Source organism: Sphingobium sp. KKT206 (genome assembly GCF_055640555.1).
This window is the reverse complement of sequence record NZ_CM145765.1, coordinates 52,717-70,180: the sequence shown is the minus strand read 5'-3', so window position 1 is coordinate 70,180 and position 17,464 is coordinate 52,717. Positions and strand designations below refer to the sequence as shown.

The 17,464-nt window shown below is 62.6% G+C and carries 11 protein-coding genes and 1 CRISPR repeat array; of the genes, 5 read left to right on the top strand and 6 right to left on the bottom strand.

Features of this window, described 5'->3' with window-relative positions; genetic code table 11:
• Window positions 1-147: 147 nt before the first annotated feature.
• The 6 genes from ACZ2HM_RS18245 to ACZ2HM_RS18220 all read right to left on the bottom strand — a co-directional run bounded on the left by ACZ2HM_RS18245 (window position 148) and on the right by ACZ2HM_RS18220 (window position 8,974).
• A complete protein-coding gene (locus tag ACZ2HM_RS18245; protein ID WP_470427146.1) occupies window positions 148-462 on the bottom strand; it encodes a hypothetical protein in 315 nt (104 codons plus the stop codon).
• A gap of 602 nt (window positions 463-1,064) precedes the next feature.
• Window positions 1,065-2,350: direct repeats of the CRISPR family, unit length 36 nt; unit sequence GTTGCCGCTGGACCGCGATCTCTGAGCGGTTATAAT.
• A gap of 72 nt (window positions 2,351-2,422) precedes the next feature.
• Window positions 2,423-2,713 carry a CRISPR-associated endonuclease Cas2 gene (cas2, locus tag ACZ2HM_RS18240; protein WP_237236126.1) on the bottom strand — a complete coding sequence of 97 codons (291 nt, stop codon included), beginning with the start codon at window positions 2,711-2,713 and terminating at the stop codon, window positions 2,423-2,425.
• 44 nt (window positions 2,714-2,757) lie between these two features.
• On the bottom strand, window positions 2,758-3,681 hold the full coding sequence (gene cas1 / locus ACZ2HM_RS18235) for a type II CRISPR-associated endonuclease Cas1 (RefSeq protein ID WP_470427145.1): 924 nt from the start codon (window positions 3,679-3,681) through the stop codon (window positions 2,758-2,760).
• A gap of 18 nt (window positions 3,682-3,699) precedes the next feature.
• Window positions 3,700-7,032 (bottom strand): type II CRISPR RNA-guided endonuclease Cas9, encoded by a 3,333-nt coding sequence (gene cas9 / locus ACZ2HM_RS18230; protein WP_470427144.1) that lies wholly within the window; start codon window positions 7,030-7,032, stop codon window positions 3,700-3,702.
• A gap of 218 nt (window positions 7,033-7,250) precedes the next feature.
• Window positions 7,251-8,126: an alpha/beta fold hydrolase gene (locus tag ACZ2HM_RS18225; protein ID WP_083216997.1), complete on the bottom strand. Its 876-nt coding sequence runs from the start codon at window positions 8,124-8,126 to the stop codon at window positions 7,251-7,253.
• Window positions 8,127-8,128: 2 nt separating this feature from the next.
• Window positions 8,129-8,974 (bottom strand): SDR family NAD(P)-dependent oxidoreductase, encoded by an 846-nt coding sequence (locus tag ACZ2HM_RS18220; RefSeq protein ID WP_470427143.1) that lies wholly within the window; start codon window positions 8,972-8,974, stop codon window positions 8,129-8,131.
• A gap of 169 nt (window positions 8,975-9,143) precedes the next feature.
• Here ACZ2HM_RS18220 and ACZ2HM_RS18215 point away from each other — a divergent pair, with 169 nt between their 5' ends.
• The 5 genes from ACZ2HM_RS18215 to ACZ2HM_RS18195 all read left to right on the top strand — a co-directional run bounded on the left by ACZ2HM_RS18215 (window position 9,144) and on the right by ACZ2HM_RS18195 (window position 17,393).
• On the top strand, window positions 9,144-10,973 hold the full coding sequence (locus ACZ2HM_RS18215; RefSeq protein WP_470427142.1) for a flavin-containing monooxygenase: 1,830 nt from the start codon (window positions 9,144-9,146) through the stop codon (window positions 10,971-10,973).
• A 100-nt stretch (window positions 10,974-11,073) separates the two neighbouring features.
• Window positions 11,074-12,450, top strand: coding sequence for an aromatic ring-hydroxylating oxygenase subunit alpha (locus ACZ2HM_RS18210; protein ID WP_470427141.1), 1,377 nt, complete (start codon window positions 11,074-11,076; stop codon window positions 12,448-12,450).
• A complete protein-coding gene (locus tag ACZ2HM_RS18205) occupies window positions 12,447-14,231 on the top strand; it encodes a thiamine pyrophosphate-binding protein (RefSeq protein WP_470427140.1) in 1,785 nt (594 codons plus the stop codon). Before ACZ2HM_RS18210 ends, ACZ2HM_RS18205 begins: the two co-directional genes overlap by 4 nt.
• 149 nt (window positions 14,232-14,380) lie before the next feature.
• Complete coding sequence (locus ACZ2HM_RS18200) at window positions 14,381-15,796, top strand: aldehyde dehydrogenase family protein (RefSeq protein WP_470427139.1); 1,416 nt, start codon at window positions 14,381-14,383, stop codon at window positions 15,794-15,796.
• Between the two features lies 1 nt (window position 15,797).
• Window positions 15,798-17,393, top strand: a complete 1,596-nt coding sequence (locus tag ACZ2HM_RS18195; protein ID WP_470427138.1) for an SMP-30/gluconolactonase/LRE family protein — start codon at window positions 15,798-15,800, stop codon at window positions 17,391-17,393.
• The last annotated feature ends 71 nt before the right edge of the window (window positions 17,394-17,464 follow it).

Below are 17,464 nucleotides of genomic sequence, written 5' to 3'. Positions count from 1 at the left end.
GCGATGGCAGCGATGTCGCGCGGACAGGCCGCGCCTGCGCAGGCACCTGGTTGGGATAATGCAGCCGCCACCCGCTATCTTGAAAGTCGCCTGACCTGGTGGCGGCAATGGCCCAAATCCGAACGGGATCATGGCACGCGCTGCGTATCATGTCATACCTCGCTGCCGCATGTTCTGGCGATGCCCGCTTTGCGCGCACAATCTGGCGAACATCGACAAAGCATCGATGAAATGGCCATGTTCGATGACGTGGTAAAACGCGTTTATCTGTGGGACGCGGTCGAGCCTTTCTACCCTGATCAGACGCGCGGCGTGCCCAAATCTGCCGAATCCCGCGGCGTCGAAGCGGTCCTGAACGCCCTGATCCTCACCACCCGCGATCAGGCAAGCGGGCATTTTGGCGCGGATACGCGACAGGCCTTCGCCAACATGTGGGGCGTCCAGATGAAGACGGGGGATCAAAATGGCGGCTTCACCTGGCTCAATTTCCGCCTCGAACCCTTTGAATCGACCAGCGCGTCATATTGGGGTGCAACCCTGGCGGCGCTCGCTGTTGCCCGTGCGCCCGACGGCTATGCCGCAAACCCGGCCATTGGGCCACAAGTCGAAGCGCTCCGCGCCTATCTGCGTGGCGGCATCGGCGGCGGCTCGCTCTATTCTCGCTCTCTCATCCTATGGGCGGACAGCCAGCTTCATGGGGTGTTGGTGCCAGAGCAACGTACCAAAATCCTCGCGGAATTGATGGCAAACCAGCGACCGGATGGCGGCTGGAACCTGCCGAGCCTATCGACATGGCAGCGCATCGATGGAACGAGTTTGCCACAGGAAAGCGACGGCTACGCCACCGCATCGGTCGCCGTCATTCTACGAGAAACAGGCGATCCGTCCACTGCAACCGCCCTAAAGCGCGCGCAAAAATGGTTGGCCACCCATCAGGACAAAAGCGGCGCGGTTCCGGCAAAGTCGATCAACAAGGATCGGCAACCCGGCACCGACGCCTATCTATTCATGACCGACGCGGCCACGGGTCTGGCAGGATTGGCCATGCAACCAAAGCAGCCATAGACACAGCTGGACCGCGATCTCTGAGCGGTTATAATCTGCTCGATCTTGGCGTTCGACCAGCTGCCGTTGCCGCTGGACCGCGATCTCTGAGCGGTTATAATCGCTGGCCGTTATGCTCGATCTGGAGAGCGGTTGCCGCTGGACCGCGATCTCTGAGCGGTTATAATCGCGTGCGCGCGCGTATCGCTCCCGGAAACGTTGCCGCTGGACCGCGATCTCTGAGCGGTTATAATCGCGGCGCTGTTGGCCGCAGGCTCGGTCATGTTGCCGCTGGACCGCGATCTCTGAGCGGTTATAATATCAGCAGCAACCAGCTTCACCGCATTCTGTTGCCGCTGGACCGCGATCTCTGAGCGGTTATAATCCCCGTGTGCCCACCCTGCTCCAAACTTCGTTGCCGCTGGACCGCGATCTCTGAGCGGTTATAATCAGGTGGTGCCAGCCTCGGTCCTGCACCTTGTTGCCGCTGGACCGCGATCTCTGAGCGGTTATAATAACGAGCGGCGGGTTTTCGTTGCCAGCGAAGTTGCCGCTGGACCGCGATCTCTGAGCGGTTATAATACCGCAGTTCATTGGAATTTCATGGCGCAGTTGCCGCTGGACCGCGATCTCTGAGCGGTTATAATTGACGTGAGTACGACTCTGAATAGTAAGTTGTTGCCGCTGGACCGCGATCTCTGAGCGGTTATAATCGCGCGCCGATCACGTCGCCCGCAATGGCAGTTGCCGCTGGACCGCGATCTCTGAGCGGTTATAATCGAGGCGGCGGGCGGCGATGGAAAGTCCAAGTTGCCGCTGGACCGCGATCTCTGAGCGGTTATAATGAACGCGCTCACATCGACCTTAGCCGCCAAGTTGCCGCTGGACCGCGATCTCTGAGCGGTTATAATGCAACGGTAGAGGGGCAAACGCCTGTAGCCGTTGCCGCTGGACCGCGATCTCTGAGCGGTTATAATCCACGGTATCTTGTCCTCGCGAACTTGCGAGTTGCCGCTGGACCGCGATCTCTGAGCGGTTATAATGTGGATCAGCGATTGGGCGCGGGTTAGGGTGTTGCCGCTGGACCGCGATCTCTGAGCGGTTATAATTGCCGAAGGTGAACAGTGCGCCAAGCCGCTGTTGCCGCTGGACCGCGATCTCTGAGCGGTTATAATGTTGTGCGATCATGCCGAAATGCCAGCGAGGTTGCCGCTGGACCGCGATCTCTGAGCGGTTATAATGTGGTCTATTGGTTCAAGTCCTCGCTGGAGTTGCCGCTGGACCGCGATCTCTGAGCGGTTATAATGGATCCGTCGTTATCGCATTGAAAACCAAAGCGATAACGACGGATCGGCCGCCTTCAAAACGACCCGAATCGCTAAAATAAAGCCAGCTGATCGGGGTTTTTCCGCTGCCGCCTGCGCCGTTGCCCTGAAAATCGCACGATATTCTCATATTGCCGGTCCGTGAAACTGAGGATGTGGACATCGCCATTATCGGGGAGCTTCGCTTCGACTCGCCGCATGTAGGTTTCAAACTGCTCCTTGCCGTTGCAGAAACGAGCATAGACGGAAAACTGGCTTTTCTCAAAGCCTTCGTCCAGCAGGAACTCGCGAAATTTGGTCGCGGCACGGGCCTGCTCCTTGGTGCCCACGGGCAGGTCGAACATCACGAAAATCCACATCAGGCGATATCCGCTTAGTTGGTTCGCGCTCACGGGAGTAGCGCGTCGAGCCCGGCCAGTTCCAGCGTAGAAGGCGGGACCGGAAGAATGATGTCGCTCGCCAGCCCACTTTGAAACGCCCGCGCCAGGCTTTGGGCAGCCCGATTGGCTGCGCCTGCCACCGTCGTCGTGCCGTCCGCTCCAGGCAGGTCGAGCGCGATCAGCCCGGCAAAGGCGCGCTTGGCTTCGGGCGTCACCCTATCGATGCCGCGCGCCGCCATCCGCACCGCCAGTCCATCGACAAGCGGCCGAAAAGGCTCGATCAGGTCGTCGGCCAGGGCAAAGGCATTGGTCCGGTTGGCATGATGCACCCCGATCGAGGGATGCAGGCCCGATGCCACCACGGCGCGCGCGCACAGCGATCGCAGCACGGTATAGCCATAGTTGAGCAGGGCGTTGATATCCTCGGCATCCCGATCGCGACGAAAACTCTCGCCCATCAGCAACGGCCAATAGCGGCGCGCCGCCTGGGCCTCGACATTGTCCGGGTCGCCCGACCCGACCCGCCTGGCCAGCAGGTCGAACGCGGAGGCCGACACGCCATTGGCCTCCAAAATCGCCGCCTGCCACCGGATCTTGGCGATGATGATCCGCCGCCAAAGCTGCTTGGACAGCGGTTTGCCCGCCTCCCATTGCGCCCGGATGCGGCTGTTCTGAGCGTGGTGTCCGTCAAGCGGCAGACATACGGCGACGGGCGCATGATTGCTGCCGCATAGCAGCATGATCGCGCCCCGCTGCGCCAGCGCTACGATTAGATTGGTGGACCAGCTTATCCCATGGGCATGGACGATGACGGCGGCGACATCGTCCAGTGGTATCCGCCCCACTTCTTCCCGATCCTGCGACACGATCAGAAAACCGCGATAGGCCGACAGATGACGGCCGTCGGTCGCGATGTCGACGATCCGGTCCATGCCTGTTGCCGCGCCCGCTCAGCTCGGCTTGCGCGTCTTGCGCTGCTTCGAGCGCGCGGGAAAACCGGGGTCCAGCACCCGGCCTAACTCGTCGATCCGCACCTGACGCGCCTTGGCCTTCTTCAAGCCGCCACATGTCGGTGAGAAATATTTGAACGGATCATCATCATTGGATGCGGCATCGCGACGTTTCAAATCGCCCGCCTGTTGCGGCTCAGCCAATGTGATTTGACCATTCTGGCCGAATTTCACGACGCGCATGAGCTTTCGTTCTTCTCCATCTCGCTCAATCGCCACCAGATCATTTTGATGAAGGCTCAGAACCTTGCGCGCTGCGGGATGGGGTCGTGGCTGGACATCAGACTGGTGTGCATCAAAAGTGGAAACGACGCTCGACAGCGCCACCCCATCTATGTCGTTCCAACTCGTCACCCACTTGCCTCCGGGCAATTCCCACACATCATATCTGTAGTTGGAATCACCTTTATAGCCTTTGTAGATGTGTCCATTTCGGTCACGAATGGGAATGACGCTCAGCGGTTCGGTCACGCGCACGCGGCGGACGCCACCATAGGGATGCCATTCGCGACTGCCAAACTCACCAATCGCCTTGTCGAACGCCTTGCCCTCCAGTCCATCGAGATGCTGGTAGAGCGCAGCCTTCAACTCAGGGTCGCGCACACGGTCAATGTCGGCCAGCTTCTTGAAACTCGACAGCGGCACCCGGCGCACCACGATGCTGTTGCCCTTGGCGTCGGTCTCCCCGGTAAAGCCATAGGCGGTGTCATTATGCAGCCGCCCGGCGGTCGCGTCCTTGCCCTTGGGCAGGCCCGCTTTCGACGCCGTGCCATGATCGGTACGGTGGCTGACGGTAATGGCATTGACGGCCGTGCGCAGATCATCGCGGAATCCTTCCCACGGTTCGGGAATGATGATCCGTTCGCGTCCTTCCGCGCCTTCCTGACCCGAAGCCCGCGCAATCCTGTTCAGCATTCCCCGGTCCACGATCGCCACCACCACCGCGTCGATCGCATGATGGCGATGATCCAGCCGGTTCTTGGCCTGATCCGCGCCGCCGCCGAAATTATGATCGGGCAACAGGTCGTTGAGGCCCAGCTTGCGCCGCACCATCTCGGTCAGGCGGCCGGGCGAAACCCAGATATGGCCGCTCCCTTCGCCCTTGTCGGGATAGAGCGTCGCCAGATATTCGCGCGACAGCCGGGCGAGATATTGGGTGTCGATCAGATGCCGAGCCTGAAACCCGCCGTCATCCTTGAACTTTTCCATCGCATCCGGCTCGAACCGCCAGCGCTTGTTGCGCGGCAATTGCGCGGCGCGCGCGGCAATCTCTTCCCAGCGGGCGCTATGCCCCCACGCTTCATAGGGGGACCGTTTGCGCTTCTCCCGATTGGCCTCGCGGGTGCAGACGATCTTGTTGCCATTGCTGTCGTCCAGCGTCGCGGTGAATGGCAGGATATGATCGACCTCGACCGCAGCGGAAAACAGCATGTCGATGGAAATCTGCACGCCACTATAGATGCACCGCCGGTCCAGTACATTGGCCGGATTCAGTTCCTCCCATAATTTCAGCAAGGCCCGGTTCGCACCGGTATCGGGCTTGCCGATCGCCAACAGCTTTTCCGACCGCCGTTCCGCATCCAGCCGATTGCTGTTATTCTCCTTATTGATCCGCTTCTTGTCCTCATCCGTCAGCTTCAGTTCGCGCGCCAGCTCGATCGCGATTTCGGCGGGCGGGCCATAGGCGCGGATCAGCCGGTTGACGATCCGCCGCAACTGATTGAGCCCGATATGGACGGTGGGATTGGTCAGCCGACCAACGCGCATTTCATCCGAATCGGACGGATCTCCCGTCCCCGGCATGATGTGCCGCTCCAGCGCCACGCCATAATAGGGCAATTGCGGTCGCCCCTCTTCGTCCTCGAAGACCTCGCCCGTGCGCCGGTCGCTATGATGGCCCAGGCCCGCCGCCGTGACCGCTTCGCTATATACCAGCACTCGACCATCCTTCTCACCGTCGCGCAGCGCGTCGATCAGCTTGCGTGTCGCGGTCTCGCCGAACCGACCATAGCCCTGCGGCAACGGCGCATTGGTGACGGCTCGCGTCTGTTCCGGCGTTAACTCGTAACGCTCGGCCAGCCAGGCGCGAAAAGCCGCATCCTCCGCGTCGCTTTCGACATCGCCCAGCCGCTCGATCACTGCCCATTGCTCTTCGATCGACAAATGCACCCAGCGATTGCCGAAGCGCGTCTTGCTCCCCATCGCCGCCGCGACTTCATCGCCCTTCAACTCGGTGCGGTTTTCGCTCTCCTTGTTAAAACGCGCGTCGGGGTCTAGCTTGAGCGTCTTTCGCAGGCTTTCGAAACTGACCTTGTTGCGATCCTTGAGCTTGAGGAACAGCGTATCGCGTTCCTCGCGCGTCAGACGCTGCGCGACTTCGCCCGGCCGCACGATCATCAGCGCATTAAGTTCTTCCAGCAAGCGGCGGCGCTGGAACAAGGGATGCGCCTTGGGCAGCCGCCGGTCACCCGCGATCAGCGTACACATGCCGATCTGCGGTGCTTTCAAGGGGCGCTGGTAAAAGACGATCTCGAACAGGCGCTCATACACGTCGTCAGTCAGCACGTCGGGATGATGCGCCGCTTGCGCCTCCCAAATGGCCGCAAATTCCTCCTCCAGCAGGTCGCGGCCAGGGTAAAAATCATACCCATCGCCCTTGGCGTCTTCGCCGCTTTCAGGGCGCAGTCGTGTCCGGACCGGGGGAATGGCATTGGCGTCCGTCGCGCTGGCACGGCGTCGGTGCAACCATTCGCCATAGGTACGCGCGCCATTCTCGGCCATGGCCTCACGCGCACGATCAACGCCGATCGCGATCTTGCCTGCGTCGTCATCCGCTTTCCTATCGGCCTTCCGGTTGGATTTGAAACCGCGCCGCTGGTTGAGATGAAAGAGCGCCCGGCCCAATTCATGCAGCGACAGCGCCTCATCCAGCGCCCGTGCGCGGAGCGCATAGGGGTCGAGCGCGGCCAGCGCCTTGCGTTCACCTTCATCCTCAGGGAACAACCCGTCAGCGACGAGATATTTGAGCAACGCCCGCTGCCGCTGCTGAAAGCGATCCCGCCGCCGCCGCATCGCCCGCGCATCGCGCCGGTCCACCGCGAGCGAGGCCCCGGACTTGGGATCACGGCCATCGCTGAAAATCCGCGAACCGGCGGCCAGAATGCCGATCGGCTTGCCATCGGTCGGCGCATCGAGTTCGATTGCCGCCCAACCCAGCGAATTGGCCCCCAGGTCAGCGCCCAAGCGCCAATATATATGCTTTTTGCCTGTCATGACCATCCACCCCCAGAAGAGAAAATCCAATGGGCCAAGTTACTTGGTTAAGGTCAAGGCAAATTCTGCGCCGAAATGGGTCTGTCGATCATTGTCACTATTGACGGCGGTTGGTGCCTGTGCGAACTTAAAGCCTCAGAGATCGCGGTCTGGCAGTTAACAAGTGTCAGTACGCACCAGATAAGGGCGACGCTCCGGCGTCGCCTTTTTTGTGCGCGTTACCCGTCAGCCTGCGCTGATCCTTCCACCTGCCGATCGGCAAAGCGGAACACCGCATCGTTGAACGCATCATTGGCGTCGCCCGCCACCATATGGTGCGCGCCGTCGATATGCACATAGTCGGCATGCGGCACCATCTCTAGGAAAGCCCGCGCCCCTTCCTCGGTCACGATCCGGCTGCGCCCGCCCCGTATCAGCAGTGTCGGTATCGTCAGCGCCCGCGCCGCCGTCTCCAGCACGGTCGGTCCTTCCGCCTCCTGCTTGGCATCCACGCCCATCGTCATGAAGGCCGGGTCCCAATGCCAATACCAGCGCGCGCCGCGTTGCCGCAAATTCTTCGCCAGTCCCCGGCTGCTCTGCGGCTTGTCACGATGCGGCAGATAGGCCGAAACCGCCGCTGCCGCCTCCTCGATCGAGGCAAAGCCGTCCGACCCGGCGTTCATGAAGGCGATCACCTCATTCGCCCCCTCCATGTCCACCGTTGCGGTGATATCCACCAACACCAGCGCTCTGATCGCGGCGGGATCGGCGGCGGCCACGATCATGCCCACGATCCCACCCAGCGACGCCCCCACCACCACCGGAGGTCGGTCCAATTGCGCCAGCACCGCGCGCAAATCATCGGCAAAGACGGTCAGGTCATAGCGTCCATCGGGCGACCATCCGCTGTCGCCATGCCCGCGCAAATCCATGGATAGCGCGCGAAACCCGTGGCGCCCCGCCTCGACCAGCGCCTTGCCCCAGCTTTGCCGCGTCTGCCCGCTGCCATGCAGGAACAGGATGGGCTGGCCATCCACCGGCCCGGTGACGTCCGCGGCCAGGTCTACGTCCGCCCCCCGCAGTGTCTGTCTTTCGATCGCGCTCATGCCAGCCATTGTTACGCCTTTATCGCTGCACGGAAATCCTCATTCTTCAGGAACAGCGACGTATTGTCCGCGCCCAGATGCGTCCATTTGAGGTTCAACCCGCCATCCACCATTATCGTCTGCCCAGTGATATAGCTCGACAGGTCGGACAATAAGAAGGCGATGGCCCCCGCCTGTTCCTCCGGCTGGGCACGCCGTCCCATGGCGATCGCCGCCTGGTCCCGCGCCACATCCTCATCGATATAAGCGCCCGATCCCGGCGTGATCGTCATGCCCGGCGCAACGGTATTGACGCGGATATTGTCGAGCGCCAGTTCGGTCGCCAGCGTGCGTGTCGCCGCGACGATCGCCGCTTTCGCCGTGCCATAGGCGATGTGATAGGGCGCGCTGTTCATCCCGCTGATCGATGACACACCCACGATCGCACCCGGATTGCCCCGCGCCCGCAATTCCCGCGCCACCGCCTGGCTCATGAAGAACATCGTCTCCAGATTCTGCTCGAACAACGCGCGCCAGTCCGCCCGCGCCACCCGCTCGGCCCGCATCCAGGTCTGCGGGGCAGCACCGCCCGCCACATTGGCCAGCCCATGAAGCGTGCCGGGGGCCGCCACCGCCGCCTCCATCACCTTCGCCACGCCTTCGTCCGTCCCGACATCGGCAATGACCGGCACGATCGCGAACCCTTTCGCAATCAGCGGCGCGATATGCGCGTCGAACTTGGCCTGCGTCCGTCCGGCGGCAATCACGGTCGCACCCGCCTGCGCCAGCATCTTGGTCGTCGCGGTACCGATGCCGCCGCCCGCCGCGCCGGTGACGATGATCGTCCGGCCCGTGAAATCCATCAATTGCTGCGCCATGTCCGACATCCTCATCCGGCTTTTTACGCGCTCAACCTAACCCGCGCGGCCAAGCCCTAAACAGAGGGCCCAGCGAAACATCGCTCCCGCGCTAACCGCGCAGGCCGCATTGCAAATGAACAGTGTTGTTGATTAGTTGCCGGAAACAACAAGCTGCCATGGAGCGGATATGAGCTGCACTCCCACCCGGACGCCAGCGCCCGATACATTCGATATCCCGACGCTGCGCGCAAAATATCGCGAGGAGCGCGACAAGCGCCTGCGCGGTGACGGGCAGGGGCAGTATCAACCGACCACCGACGACATGACGCACAGCTATGATGTCGATCCGCACATGGCCGTCACCCCGCGCGACCCGCTGGTCGAGGAGCTTGACGTGCTGGTGCTGGGTGGGGGCTTTGCCGGGGTGTTGGCCAGCTATCATCTGACCAAGCAGGGCGTCACCGATTTCCGCAATATCGACCATGCCGGCGACTTTGGCGGCGTCTGGTACTGGAACCGCTATCCCGGCATCCAATGCGATAATGACGCTTATTGTTACCTGCCGCTACTCGAAGAAACCGGCTTCATGCCGTCCAAGAAATTCGCCGACGGCGCGGAGATTCAAGCCTATATCAAACAGATCGCCCAGCGCTTCGGCTTCCACGATCGCGCCCTGTTCCACACCCTCGTCACTGCGCTCAGATGGGACAACGCGCTCCAGCGCTGGCATGTCGAAACCAGCCGCGGCGATCATTTTCGCGCCCGCTTCGTCATCATGGGCTGCGGCGTCCTCAACATGCCCAAATTGCCGGGGATCGAGGGAATAGTCCGCTATCAGGGCAAGATCTTCCACACTGCCCGCTGGGACTATGGCTATACCGGCGGCAGCTACGAAAGCCCGGTGCTGGACAAGCTTGCCGACAAGCGCGTCGCGATCCTCGGCACCGGGGCCACCGCGATCCAGGCGGTGCCGCATCTCGCCCGCTACGCAAAGCAGCTCTACGTCATTCAGCGCACGCCATCGACCGTGGACGAACGGCCCAATCCGCCGACCGATCCTAATTGGGCGGAAGCGCTGCAACCCGGCTGGCAGGCCGAGCGCCAGGCCAATTTCCACCGCGCCGCGATGGAATTTTTCCTGCCCGGTGAGCAGGATCTGATCTGCGACATCTGGACCGAAATCGCGCGCAACCTCCACGCCGAACTGGAAGCTGAAGGCTGGCCGGAACTGTCGCCCGAAGAATTCACGGCCCGCCGCGAAGTGGTGGACTATCGCGTCATGGAAAGGCTGCGCACCCGCGTCGATGAGATGGTCAAGGACAAGGCGACCGCCGCCTCGCTCAAGCCCTGGTATCGCTTCCTGTGCAAGCGCCCGCTCTCCAGCAACGACTTCTACGCCGCCTTCAATCAGCCCAATGTGCAACTGGTCGACGTGTCCGACGCGAAAGGGCTGGAGCGGATGACGGAGACGGGCTTCGTCTCGAACGGCGTCGACTATGACGTCGACTGCATGATCTTCGCCAGCGGCTTTGAAGTCACCAGCGACCTCAAGCGCCGCTGGGGCATCGATGTGGTGGAGGGGCGCAATGGCCTGTCCATCTACGATCATTGGGCAAACGGGCCAAAGACGCTGCACGGCACCATGACCCATGGTTTCCCTAACCAGTTCTTCATCGGCTATATTCAGGGCGGCCTCAACGCCAGCGTCACCGAACAATTCGGGCGGCAGGCGGAACATATCGCCCACATCATCCAGGCGACGATGGCAAAGGGCGCGGCCTCGGTCGAAACCACGGCGGACGCGCAGGACGCCTATGTCCAGCATTTCCACGATGTGGAATATGACACTTCCGCCTTCCAGATCGAATGTACGCCAAGCTATTTCACCAATGAAGGCCAGGTCAAAGCACCCTGGGCGCTGTTCCGCAGCTACGGCCCCGGCTGGGGCGCGTTCCAGACATTGTTGCAGGACTGGCGCGCACGCGGTGACCTTGCGGGCATGGAATTGCGGTCATGATCGCCGGGGGGAGGACGCCGCCCGGCCACCGGCTTTCGCTTGGGATTGGCCGTTCGTTCGCAATCATCGGACGGCCGGGAACAGGCTGCGGGAGCATGGCATGAACAGCCCGACCACCATCGCCATCGAGGATCTGACCAAGCCGCTGACCTACCCGGTCGAGGCCTTCCTGTCGCGCGACTATGCGCTCGCCGAAAAGGAAAAGCTCTGGCCCAAAGTGTGGCAGGTCGCCGCGCGGGTTGAGGAATTGCCGGACGTCGGCGACTGGCTGACCTATGATATTTGCGACGACAGCATCATCGTCATCCGCGTCGCGCCTGATCGGCTCAAGGCCTATCACAATGTCTGTCCGCATCGCGGGCGGCAGTTAGTGGATGTGCCTGAAGGCGCGCACTCGGCCAAGGGCAACAAGCGTCGCAATTTCATCTGCGGCTTCCACGGCTGGACCTTCGATATTGACGGCAATAACAGCTATATCCTCGATCCGCAGGACTGGCAGGGCGCCCTGACGCCCGACTGTACGCACCTTTCCGAAGTGAAGGTCGATCTGTGGGGCGGCTGGATCTGGATTCACATGGATCTGGATGCTGACCCCGTGACCGAGTTTCTGGGCGACGCCGGACGCATCCTATCCTATTTCGAGATGGACAAGATGCGCTACAAATGGCGCAAATGGGTGGTCTATCCCTCCAACTGGAAGACCGCGCTCGAAGCCTTCATGGAACCCTATCATGTCGCGGGCACGCATAGCCAGTTGCTCGCCTATGGCGACTATTATGCCTATAGCGCGGCTTATGGTTTGCACGGGGTAAGCGGTTTCGACCAGCGCGACCCCGCCTTCGCCATGAGCCAGAGCAGCAGCGTCACGCGGGCAGGGAAGGGCGACGATCCGCGCCGCTCGACCTATGAGCTGATCCGCGAAAATTACGAGACGCTCAACTATGCCGCGTCCACGCAAACGCTGGTCAATGCCGCCAGCCGCTTGGTCGATGAATTGCCCGAAGGCACGGCGGCCGCCGATGTCATCGCCCATTGGCTGAAATCGGCGCGGGCGGACGACGCCGCCCGCGGCGTCTTCTGGCCCGACATTCCGCCAGAAGTGATGGCCGAGGCCGGCCTCGCCTGGCACGTCTTTCCCAACATGTCGGTGTTGCAGGGGATCACCTTCGCGCTCTGCTATCGCGCGCGGCCCTTCGGCGACGATCCCAACATGTGCATCTTCGAATCCTACGCGATCGAACGATTCCCCGAAGGCGAGGAACCGGCGACTGAATGGGAACATGCCGAACCGACGGCGGAAGGATGGGGCGCGATCCTCGCCCAAGACTTCTCGAACATGAAATGGGTGCAGAAGGGGATGAAGTCGCGCGGCTTTCGCGGGCCGCTGCCCAATCCGCACCAGGAACGCAAGATCACCAATTTCCACCGCAACCTCGCCGCGTACATGGGTACGGGCGCACCGAGGCTATTGAAATGAGCTACGACGATCCCAAGCCTACTACCGCTGCAACCGCATCGGGCAAGCCAGGCACGCCAGTCTATAAGCGTGTCCTCGACCTGTTCGAGGCCGAAGGCATCCACACCCTGTTCGGCATCCCCGATCCGAACTTCGTCCATATGTTCCTGGAGGCCGAACGGCGCGGCTGGACCGTGGTTGCGCCTCATCATGAAGCCGCTGCCGGCTTCATGGCCGAAGCCGCCTCGCGCATCACCGGCAAGCCGGCTGTCGCTGTCGGCACGTTGGGGCCGGGCATCGCCAATATGGCGCCCGCCATCCAATGCGCGCTGGTCGAACATTCGCCCGTCATCTTCCTGTCGGGTCAGCGCGCCCGCGTCACTGAACAGCGCGTCCGCCGCGGCCGCATCCAGTTCGTCAAGCAAATGCCGCTGTTCGAAAATTCGGTGAAATATGCGGCATCGATCGAATATGCCGATCAGACCGACGAAGTGATCCGCGAAGGCATCCGCAAGGCGATGGGCGGCACCCCTGGCCCCGTCTATATCGAATATCCCAGCCACATCATTCTGGAAGAGCTGGACCTGCCCGCACCGCTGGTGCCGGAACGCTATCGCCTGGTCAATCAAGGCGCGGACATCGACCGGGTCCACGAAGCCGCCAAACTGATCCGCGAAGCCAAGAACCCGATCCTGCTGGTTGGCCATGGCGTCCACACGTCACGTACCGGCGCAGCGGTCAAGCAACTGGCCGATCTGATGAACTGCCCCGTCATCCAGACGTCGGGCGGCACCAGCTATATCAAGGGTCTCGAAGACCGCACCTTCCAATATGTCTTCTCCAAGGCCTCGATCGAGGCCGTCACCGAGTCCGACCTCGTGCTGGCGCTTGGCACTGAACTCGGCGAGCCGGTTCATTTCGGCAAATGGCGCTACTGGCAGAAGAATGAAGCGATCCGCAAATGGATCTATGTCGAACAGGATGCCTCGGCCATCGGCGTCAACCGCCCGATCGACGTGCCCTTGGTCGGCGATCTGCGCGGCGTCGTCCCGCAGCTTGTCGCCGCGCTCAAGGACACACCGCGCGTGCCGGCCCCGATGCTGGAAGCCTTCATGCGCGACGGCCAGGCGGAACTGGATGAACTGGCGGCGGAATCGCTGACCAAGAGCGATGGTACCGGCGATCTCGCCATCCATCCCGCGCGCCTCGCGGTCGAAGCGACGCAGGCCTTCCCCAAGGACGGCATTATGATCCGCGACGGCGGCGCGGGCGTCATCTTCCAATGGACCTATTCGCAGTGCAAGCCGCATGACGTGATCTGGAACCAGAATTTCGGTCATATCGGCACCGGCATCCCCTATGCCACCGGCGCGATGCTGGCGGACAAGGCGGCAACCGGCATATCGCGCCCGGCGATGCTGCTGACCTCGGACAGCAGCTTCCTCTTCCATATCGGCGAACTGGAAGTCGCCGCGCGCTGCAAGCTGCCGTTGGTCTGCGTCGTCGGCGTCGACAATGCCTGGGGTCTGGAAGTCGGCGTCTACAAGCGCACCTTTGGCCAGGGCACTGAAGAAACCGGCACCCACTGGAGCAAGGATGTTCGTTTCGACAAGATCGGCGAAGGCTTTGGCTGCCACGGCGAATATGTGACCCGCGCCGAAGACATCAAACCCGCGATCGAACGCGCCTACGCCAGCGGCAAGGTCGGCGTCGTCCATGTCGTCATCGACCCCAAAGCCAATTCGGAAGAGATGCCCAAATATGCCGAATTCCGCACCTGGTACGCGGAAGGCACACAGTAAGCCGGATAAATTCCTCCCCTTGCAGGGGAGGGGGACCGCCGCGTAGCGGTGGTGGAGGGGCGTCACCCTATCGAGAGCATGACACCCCTCCGTCAGGCCTTCGGCCTGCCACCTCCCCCGCCGGGGGAGGATCAATGACGGAGACACCCATGCGCGACCATCTACACTTCTACATTGACGGCCAGTGGGTAGACCCGGTCGCGCCCAAGACGGCCGAAGTCATCAACCCCGCAACCGAAACCGTCGCAGGCCATATCGCGCTTGGCTCCGCGGCGGACGTGGACAAAGCTGTCGCCGCCGCCCGCCGTGCTTTCCCCATCTGGTCGGAAACCACTCGCGAACAACGGCTCGACCTGCTCAAAGCCATCCAGGCTGAATATCAGCGCCGCATGGCGGACTTGGGCGAGGCGATCCGCGAGGAAATGGGCGCGCCATCGGGCCTCGCCAACGGCTTCCATGTCGGCCTCGGCGCAGGCCATCTCCAGACCGCCATCGAATTGCTGGAGACATTCCCGTTCGAGGAACTGCGCGGACCCACGCTGATCCGCCGTGAACCCATCGGCGTCTGCGGCCTCATCACGCCCTGGAACTGGCCGATGAACCAGACCTGCGTCAAGGTCTTCCCCGCGCTCGCCACCGGCTGCACCATGATCCTCAAACCCCCACAGCTCGCGCCTTTCTCTGCGCAGATCCTCGCCGAAATCATCGACGCAGCAGGCGTACCTGCGGGCGTGTTCAACATGATCCAGGGGCAGGGCAGCGTCATCGGCACCGCGCTTTCGACCCACGACGATGTCGACATGATCAGCTTCACCGGCTCCGAACCCGTCGGCGTCCAGATCCAAAAGGACGCCGCCACCACGGTCAAGCGCGTCGGCCTCGAACTCGGCGGCAAGAGCGCCTTCATCGTGCTGGATGACGCGGCGCTGGCTGAAAACGTCACCGGCGCGACCGCAGGCATGATGGGCAATAGCGGCCAGACCTGCAGCGCCGGATCGCGCCTGCTCGTCCCCGCATCCCGCCTCGACGAAGCGCTCGCCGCCGCCAAGGCTGCAGCACAAGCCGTCACCGTTGGCGACCCGGCAGGCGACGTCGCCATGGGGCCGGTCGTGTCGAAGGCGCAATATAATATCATTCAGGACTATATCGCCAAAGGCGCCGAAGAAGGCGCCACCCTCGTCGCAGGCGGCCCCGGCCGCCCCGAAGGCATCGAGAAGGGCTGGTTCGTTCGCCCCACCGTCTTCCTCGGCACCAACGACATGCTCATCGCCCGCGAAGAGATTTTCGGCCCCGTGCTGGTCATCATCCCCTATGACGACATCGACCATGCCGTCGCCATCGCCAATGACAGCCCCTTCGGCCTCGCGGGATACGTCAACGGTTTGGACACCGCCCAGGTCCACGCCGTGGCCCGTCGCCTGCGCACCGGCTGGGTCAGCATGAATGGCGGCTTCGATTTCCACGCCCCCTTCGGCGGTTACAAGCGCAGCGGCAATGGGCGCGAATGGGGCGAGTATGGCTTCCACGAATATCTCGAAGTCAAATCCATGCTCGGTTACGCCTGACATGGCCCAAGGCGCTTCTGCCCGCATCGCGCCCAGCGGCATGGCGGCGGCGGAAGGGTGGAGCCTCGAACGCCTCACACCCCCCAGCCGCCTCTACGGCGCGAACGGCCTCGCCACCGGCCCGGACGGCCGCCTCTATGTCGCCCAGGTCGGCGGCAGCCAGGTCAGCGCGATCGACGTCGATACAGGCACCATCTCGACCATCAGCCCGATGGGCGGCGCGATCGTCGCGCCCGACGATCTGGTGTTCGATGATGCTGGCAATCTCTACCTCACCGAAATCACCGAAGGCCGCGTGTCGATGCTCACGCCCGACGGGAAATCGCGCGTCCTCTATGGCGACATGCCCGTCGCCAACCCGATCACCTGGCATCAGGGCCGCCTGATCGCGGGCGAATGCCGCATGGGCGCGCGGATCATGGAACTGGACCGCGACGGCGGCGCGCCCCGCCTGATCCTCGACAATATCCCCATGGCCAACGCCTTTCAGGTCGGCCCTGACGGCAAACTCTATGTCCCCGTCATGGGCGCCAATGAAATCTGGCGCGTGGACCTGAAAACCGGCGCGCATGACGTCGTCGCAGGCGACCTTGGCGTGCCGGACTCGGTCAAGTTCGACAGCAAGGGGCGCATCGTCACCACCCAGGTCGCCAGCGGCCAGGTGCTGCGCATCGACCCGGTCAGCGGCACCCGCGAAATCCTTGCCGATCTTGGTCCCGGCCTCGACAATGTCAGCTTCATCGGCGACCGCATCTTCATCTCCAGCATCCCCGGCGAAATCACCGAATTGCTGGGCGATGGCAATATCCGCCCGGTCGTCCCCCGCGCGCTGCAATGGCCGCTCGGCCTCGCCATGGGTGCGGATGGCGCGCTGTTCGTCGCGGACGGCACGTTCGGCTACACGCTCCGCCCCGGCGGCGCGCCCCAACTGGCGGGCATGATCTTCCATCCCGGCTGTCCCGGCTATATGCGCGGCGTCGCAGCGGGATCGCAATCGGGCGAATGGATCATCACCACCGGCACCGGCGGCGTCGCACGCTATCGGCCGGGCGAGGGGGCCAGCGACTTCCTCTCCCACGGCCATGACCGCCTCATGGGCGTCGCGCTCGCCCCGGACGGCGCAGTCGTCTTCGCCGAACAGGGCAGCGGACGCCTATTATCGGCCAGCAACGGTTCGGTTGAAACGCTCACCGAAGGCCTGGACCAGCCGATGGGCGTCGCCATCGACGCCAACGGCATCCTGTACGCCTCGCAAACGGGCAAAGTGATCAAGCTGGTCGGCGGACGGATCGAAACAGTTGTCGACGGGCTGGAAAAACCCGAAGGCATCGCCATCATCGGCAACCGCTTGTTCGTGGTGGATACCGGCACCAAATCACTGATCGGTTGCACCCTGTCGGGCGGAGACCGGAACGTGCTGGCCACCAACTTGCCAGTCGGCGCGCCGATCGGCATCACGCCGCATTATCTCGGCCCGATCGGCGACATGGCTGGCCCGATGATCAATTTCTGCGGCCTGACCGCAGGACCGGACGGCACGCTCTACCTGTCGGGCGACGCCGAAGGCAGCGTCCTGGCCCTAAGGCTGACTGCATAAACCTCCGTTCGTTTCGAGCGAAGTCGAGAAACCTGCGCGCTCCGTTTCTCGACTTCGCTCGAAACGAACGG

Excerpts from the sequence above, each read along its gene's own strand:
- cas1 (WP_470427145.1), bottom strand. The coding sequence starts at position 3,681 with ATGGACCGGATCGTCGACATCGCGACCGACGGCCGTCATCTGTCGGCC.
- cas2 (WP_237236126.1), bottom strand. The coding sequence starts at position 2,713 with ATGTTCGACCTGCCCGTGGGCACCAAGGAGCAGGCCCGTGCCGCGACC.
- ACZ2HM_RS18215 (WP_470427142.1), top strand. The coding sequence starts at position 9,144 with ATGAGCTGCACTCCCACCCGGACGCCAGCGCCCGATACATTCGATATC.
- ACZ2HM_RS18205 (WP_470427140.1), top strand. The coding sequence starts at position 12,447 with ATGAGCTACGACGATCCCAAGCCTACTACCGCTGCAACCGCATCGGGC.
- cas9 (WP_470427144.1), bottom strand. The coding sequence starts at position 7,032 with ATGACAGGCAAAAAGCATATATATTGGCGCTTGGGCGCTGACCTGGGG.
- ACZ2HM_RS18210 (WP_470427141.1), top strand. The coding sequence starts at position 11,074 with ATGAACAGCCCGACCACCATCGCCATCGAGGATCTGACCAAGCCGCTG.
- ACZ2HM_RS18195 (WP_470427138.1), top strand. The coding sequence starts at position 15,798 with ATGGCCCAAGGCGCTTCTGCCCGCATCGCGCCCAGCGGCATGGCGGCG.
- ACZ2HM_RS18225 (WP_083216997.1), bottom strand. The coding sequence starts at position 8,126 with ATGGCTGGCATGAGCGCGATCGAAAGACAGACACTGCGGGGGGCGGAC.
- ACZ2HM_RS18200 (WP_470427139.1), top strand. The coding sequence starts at position 14,381 with ATGCGCGACCATCTACACTTCTACATTGACGGCCAGTGGGTAGACCCG.
- ACZ2HM_RS18220 (WP_470427143.1), bottom strand. The coding sequence starts at position 8,974 with ATGGCGCAGCAATTGATGGATTTCACGGGCCGGACGATCATCGTCACC.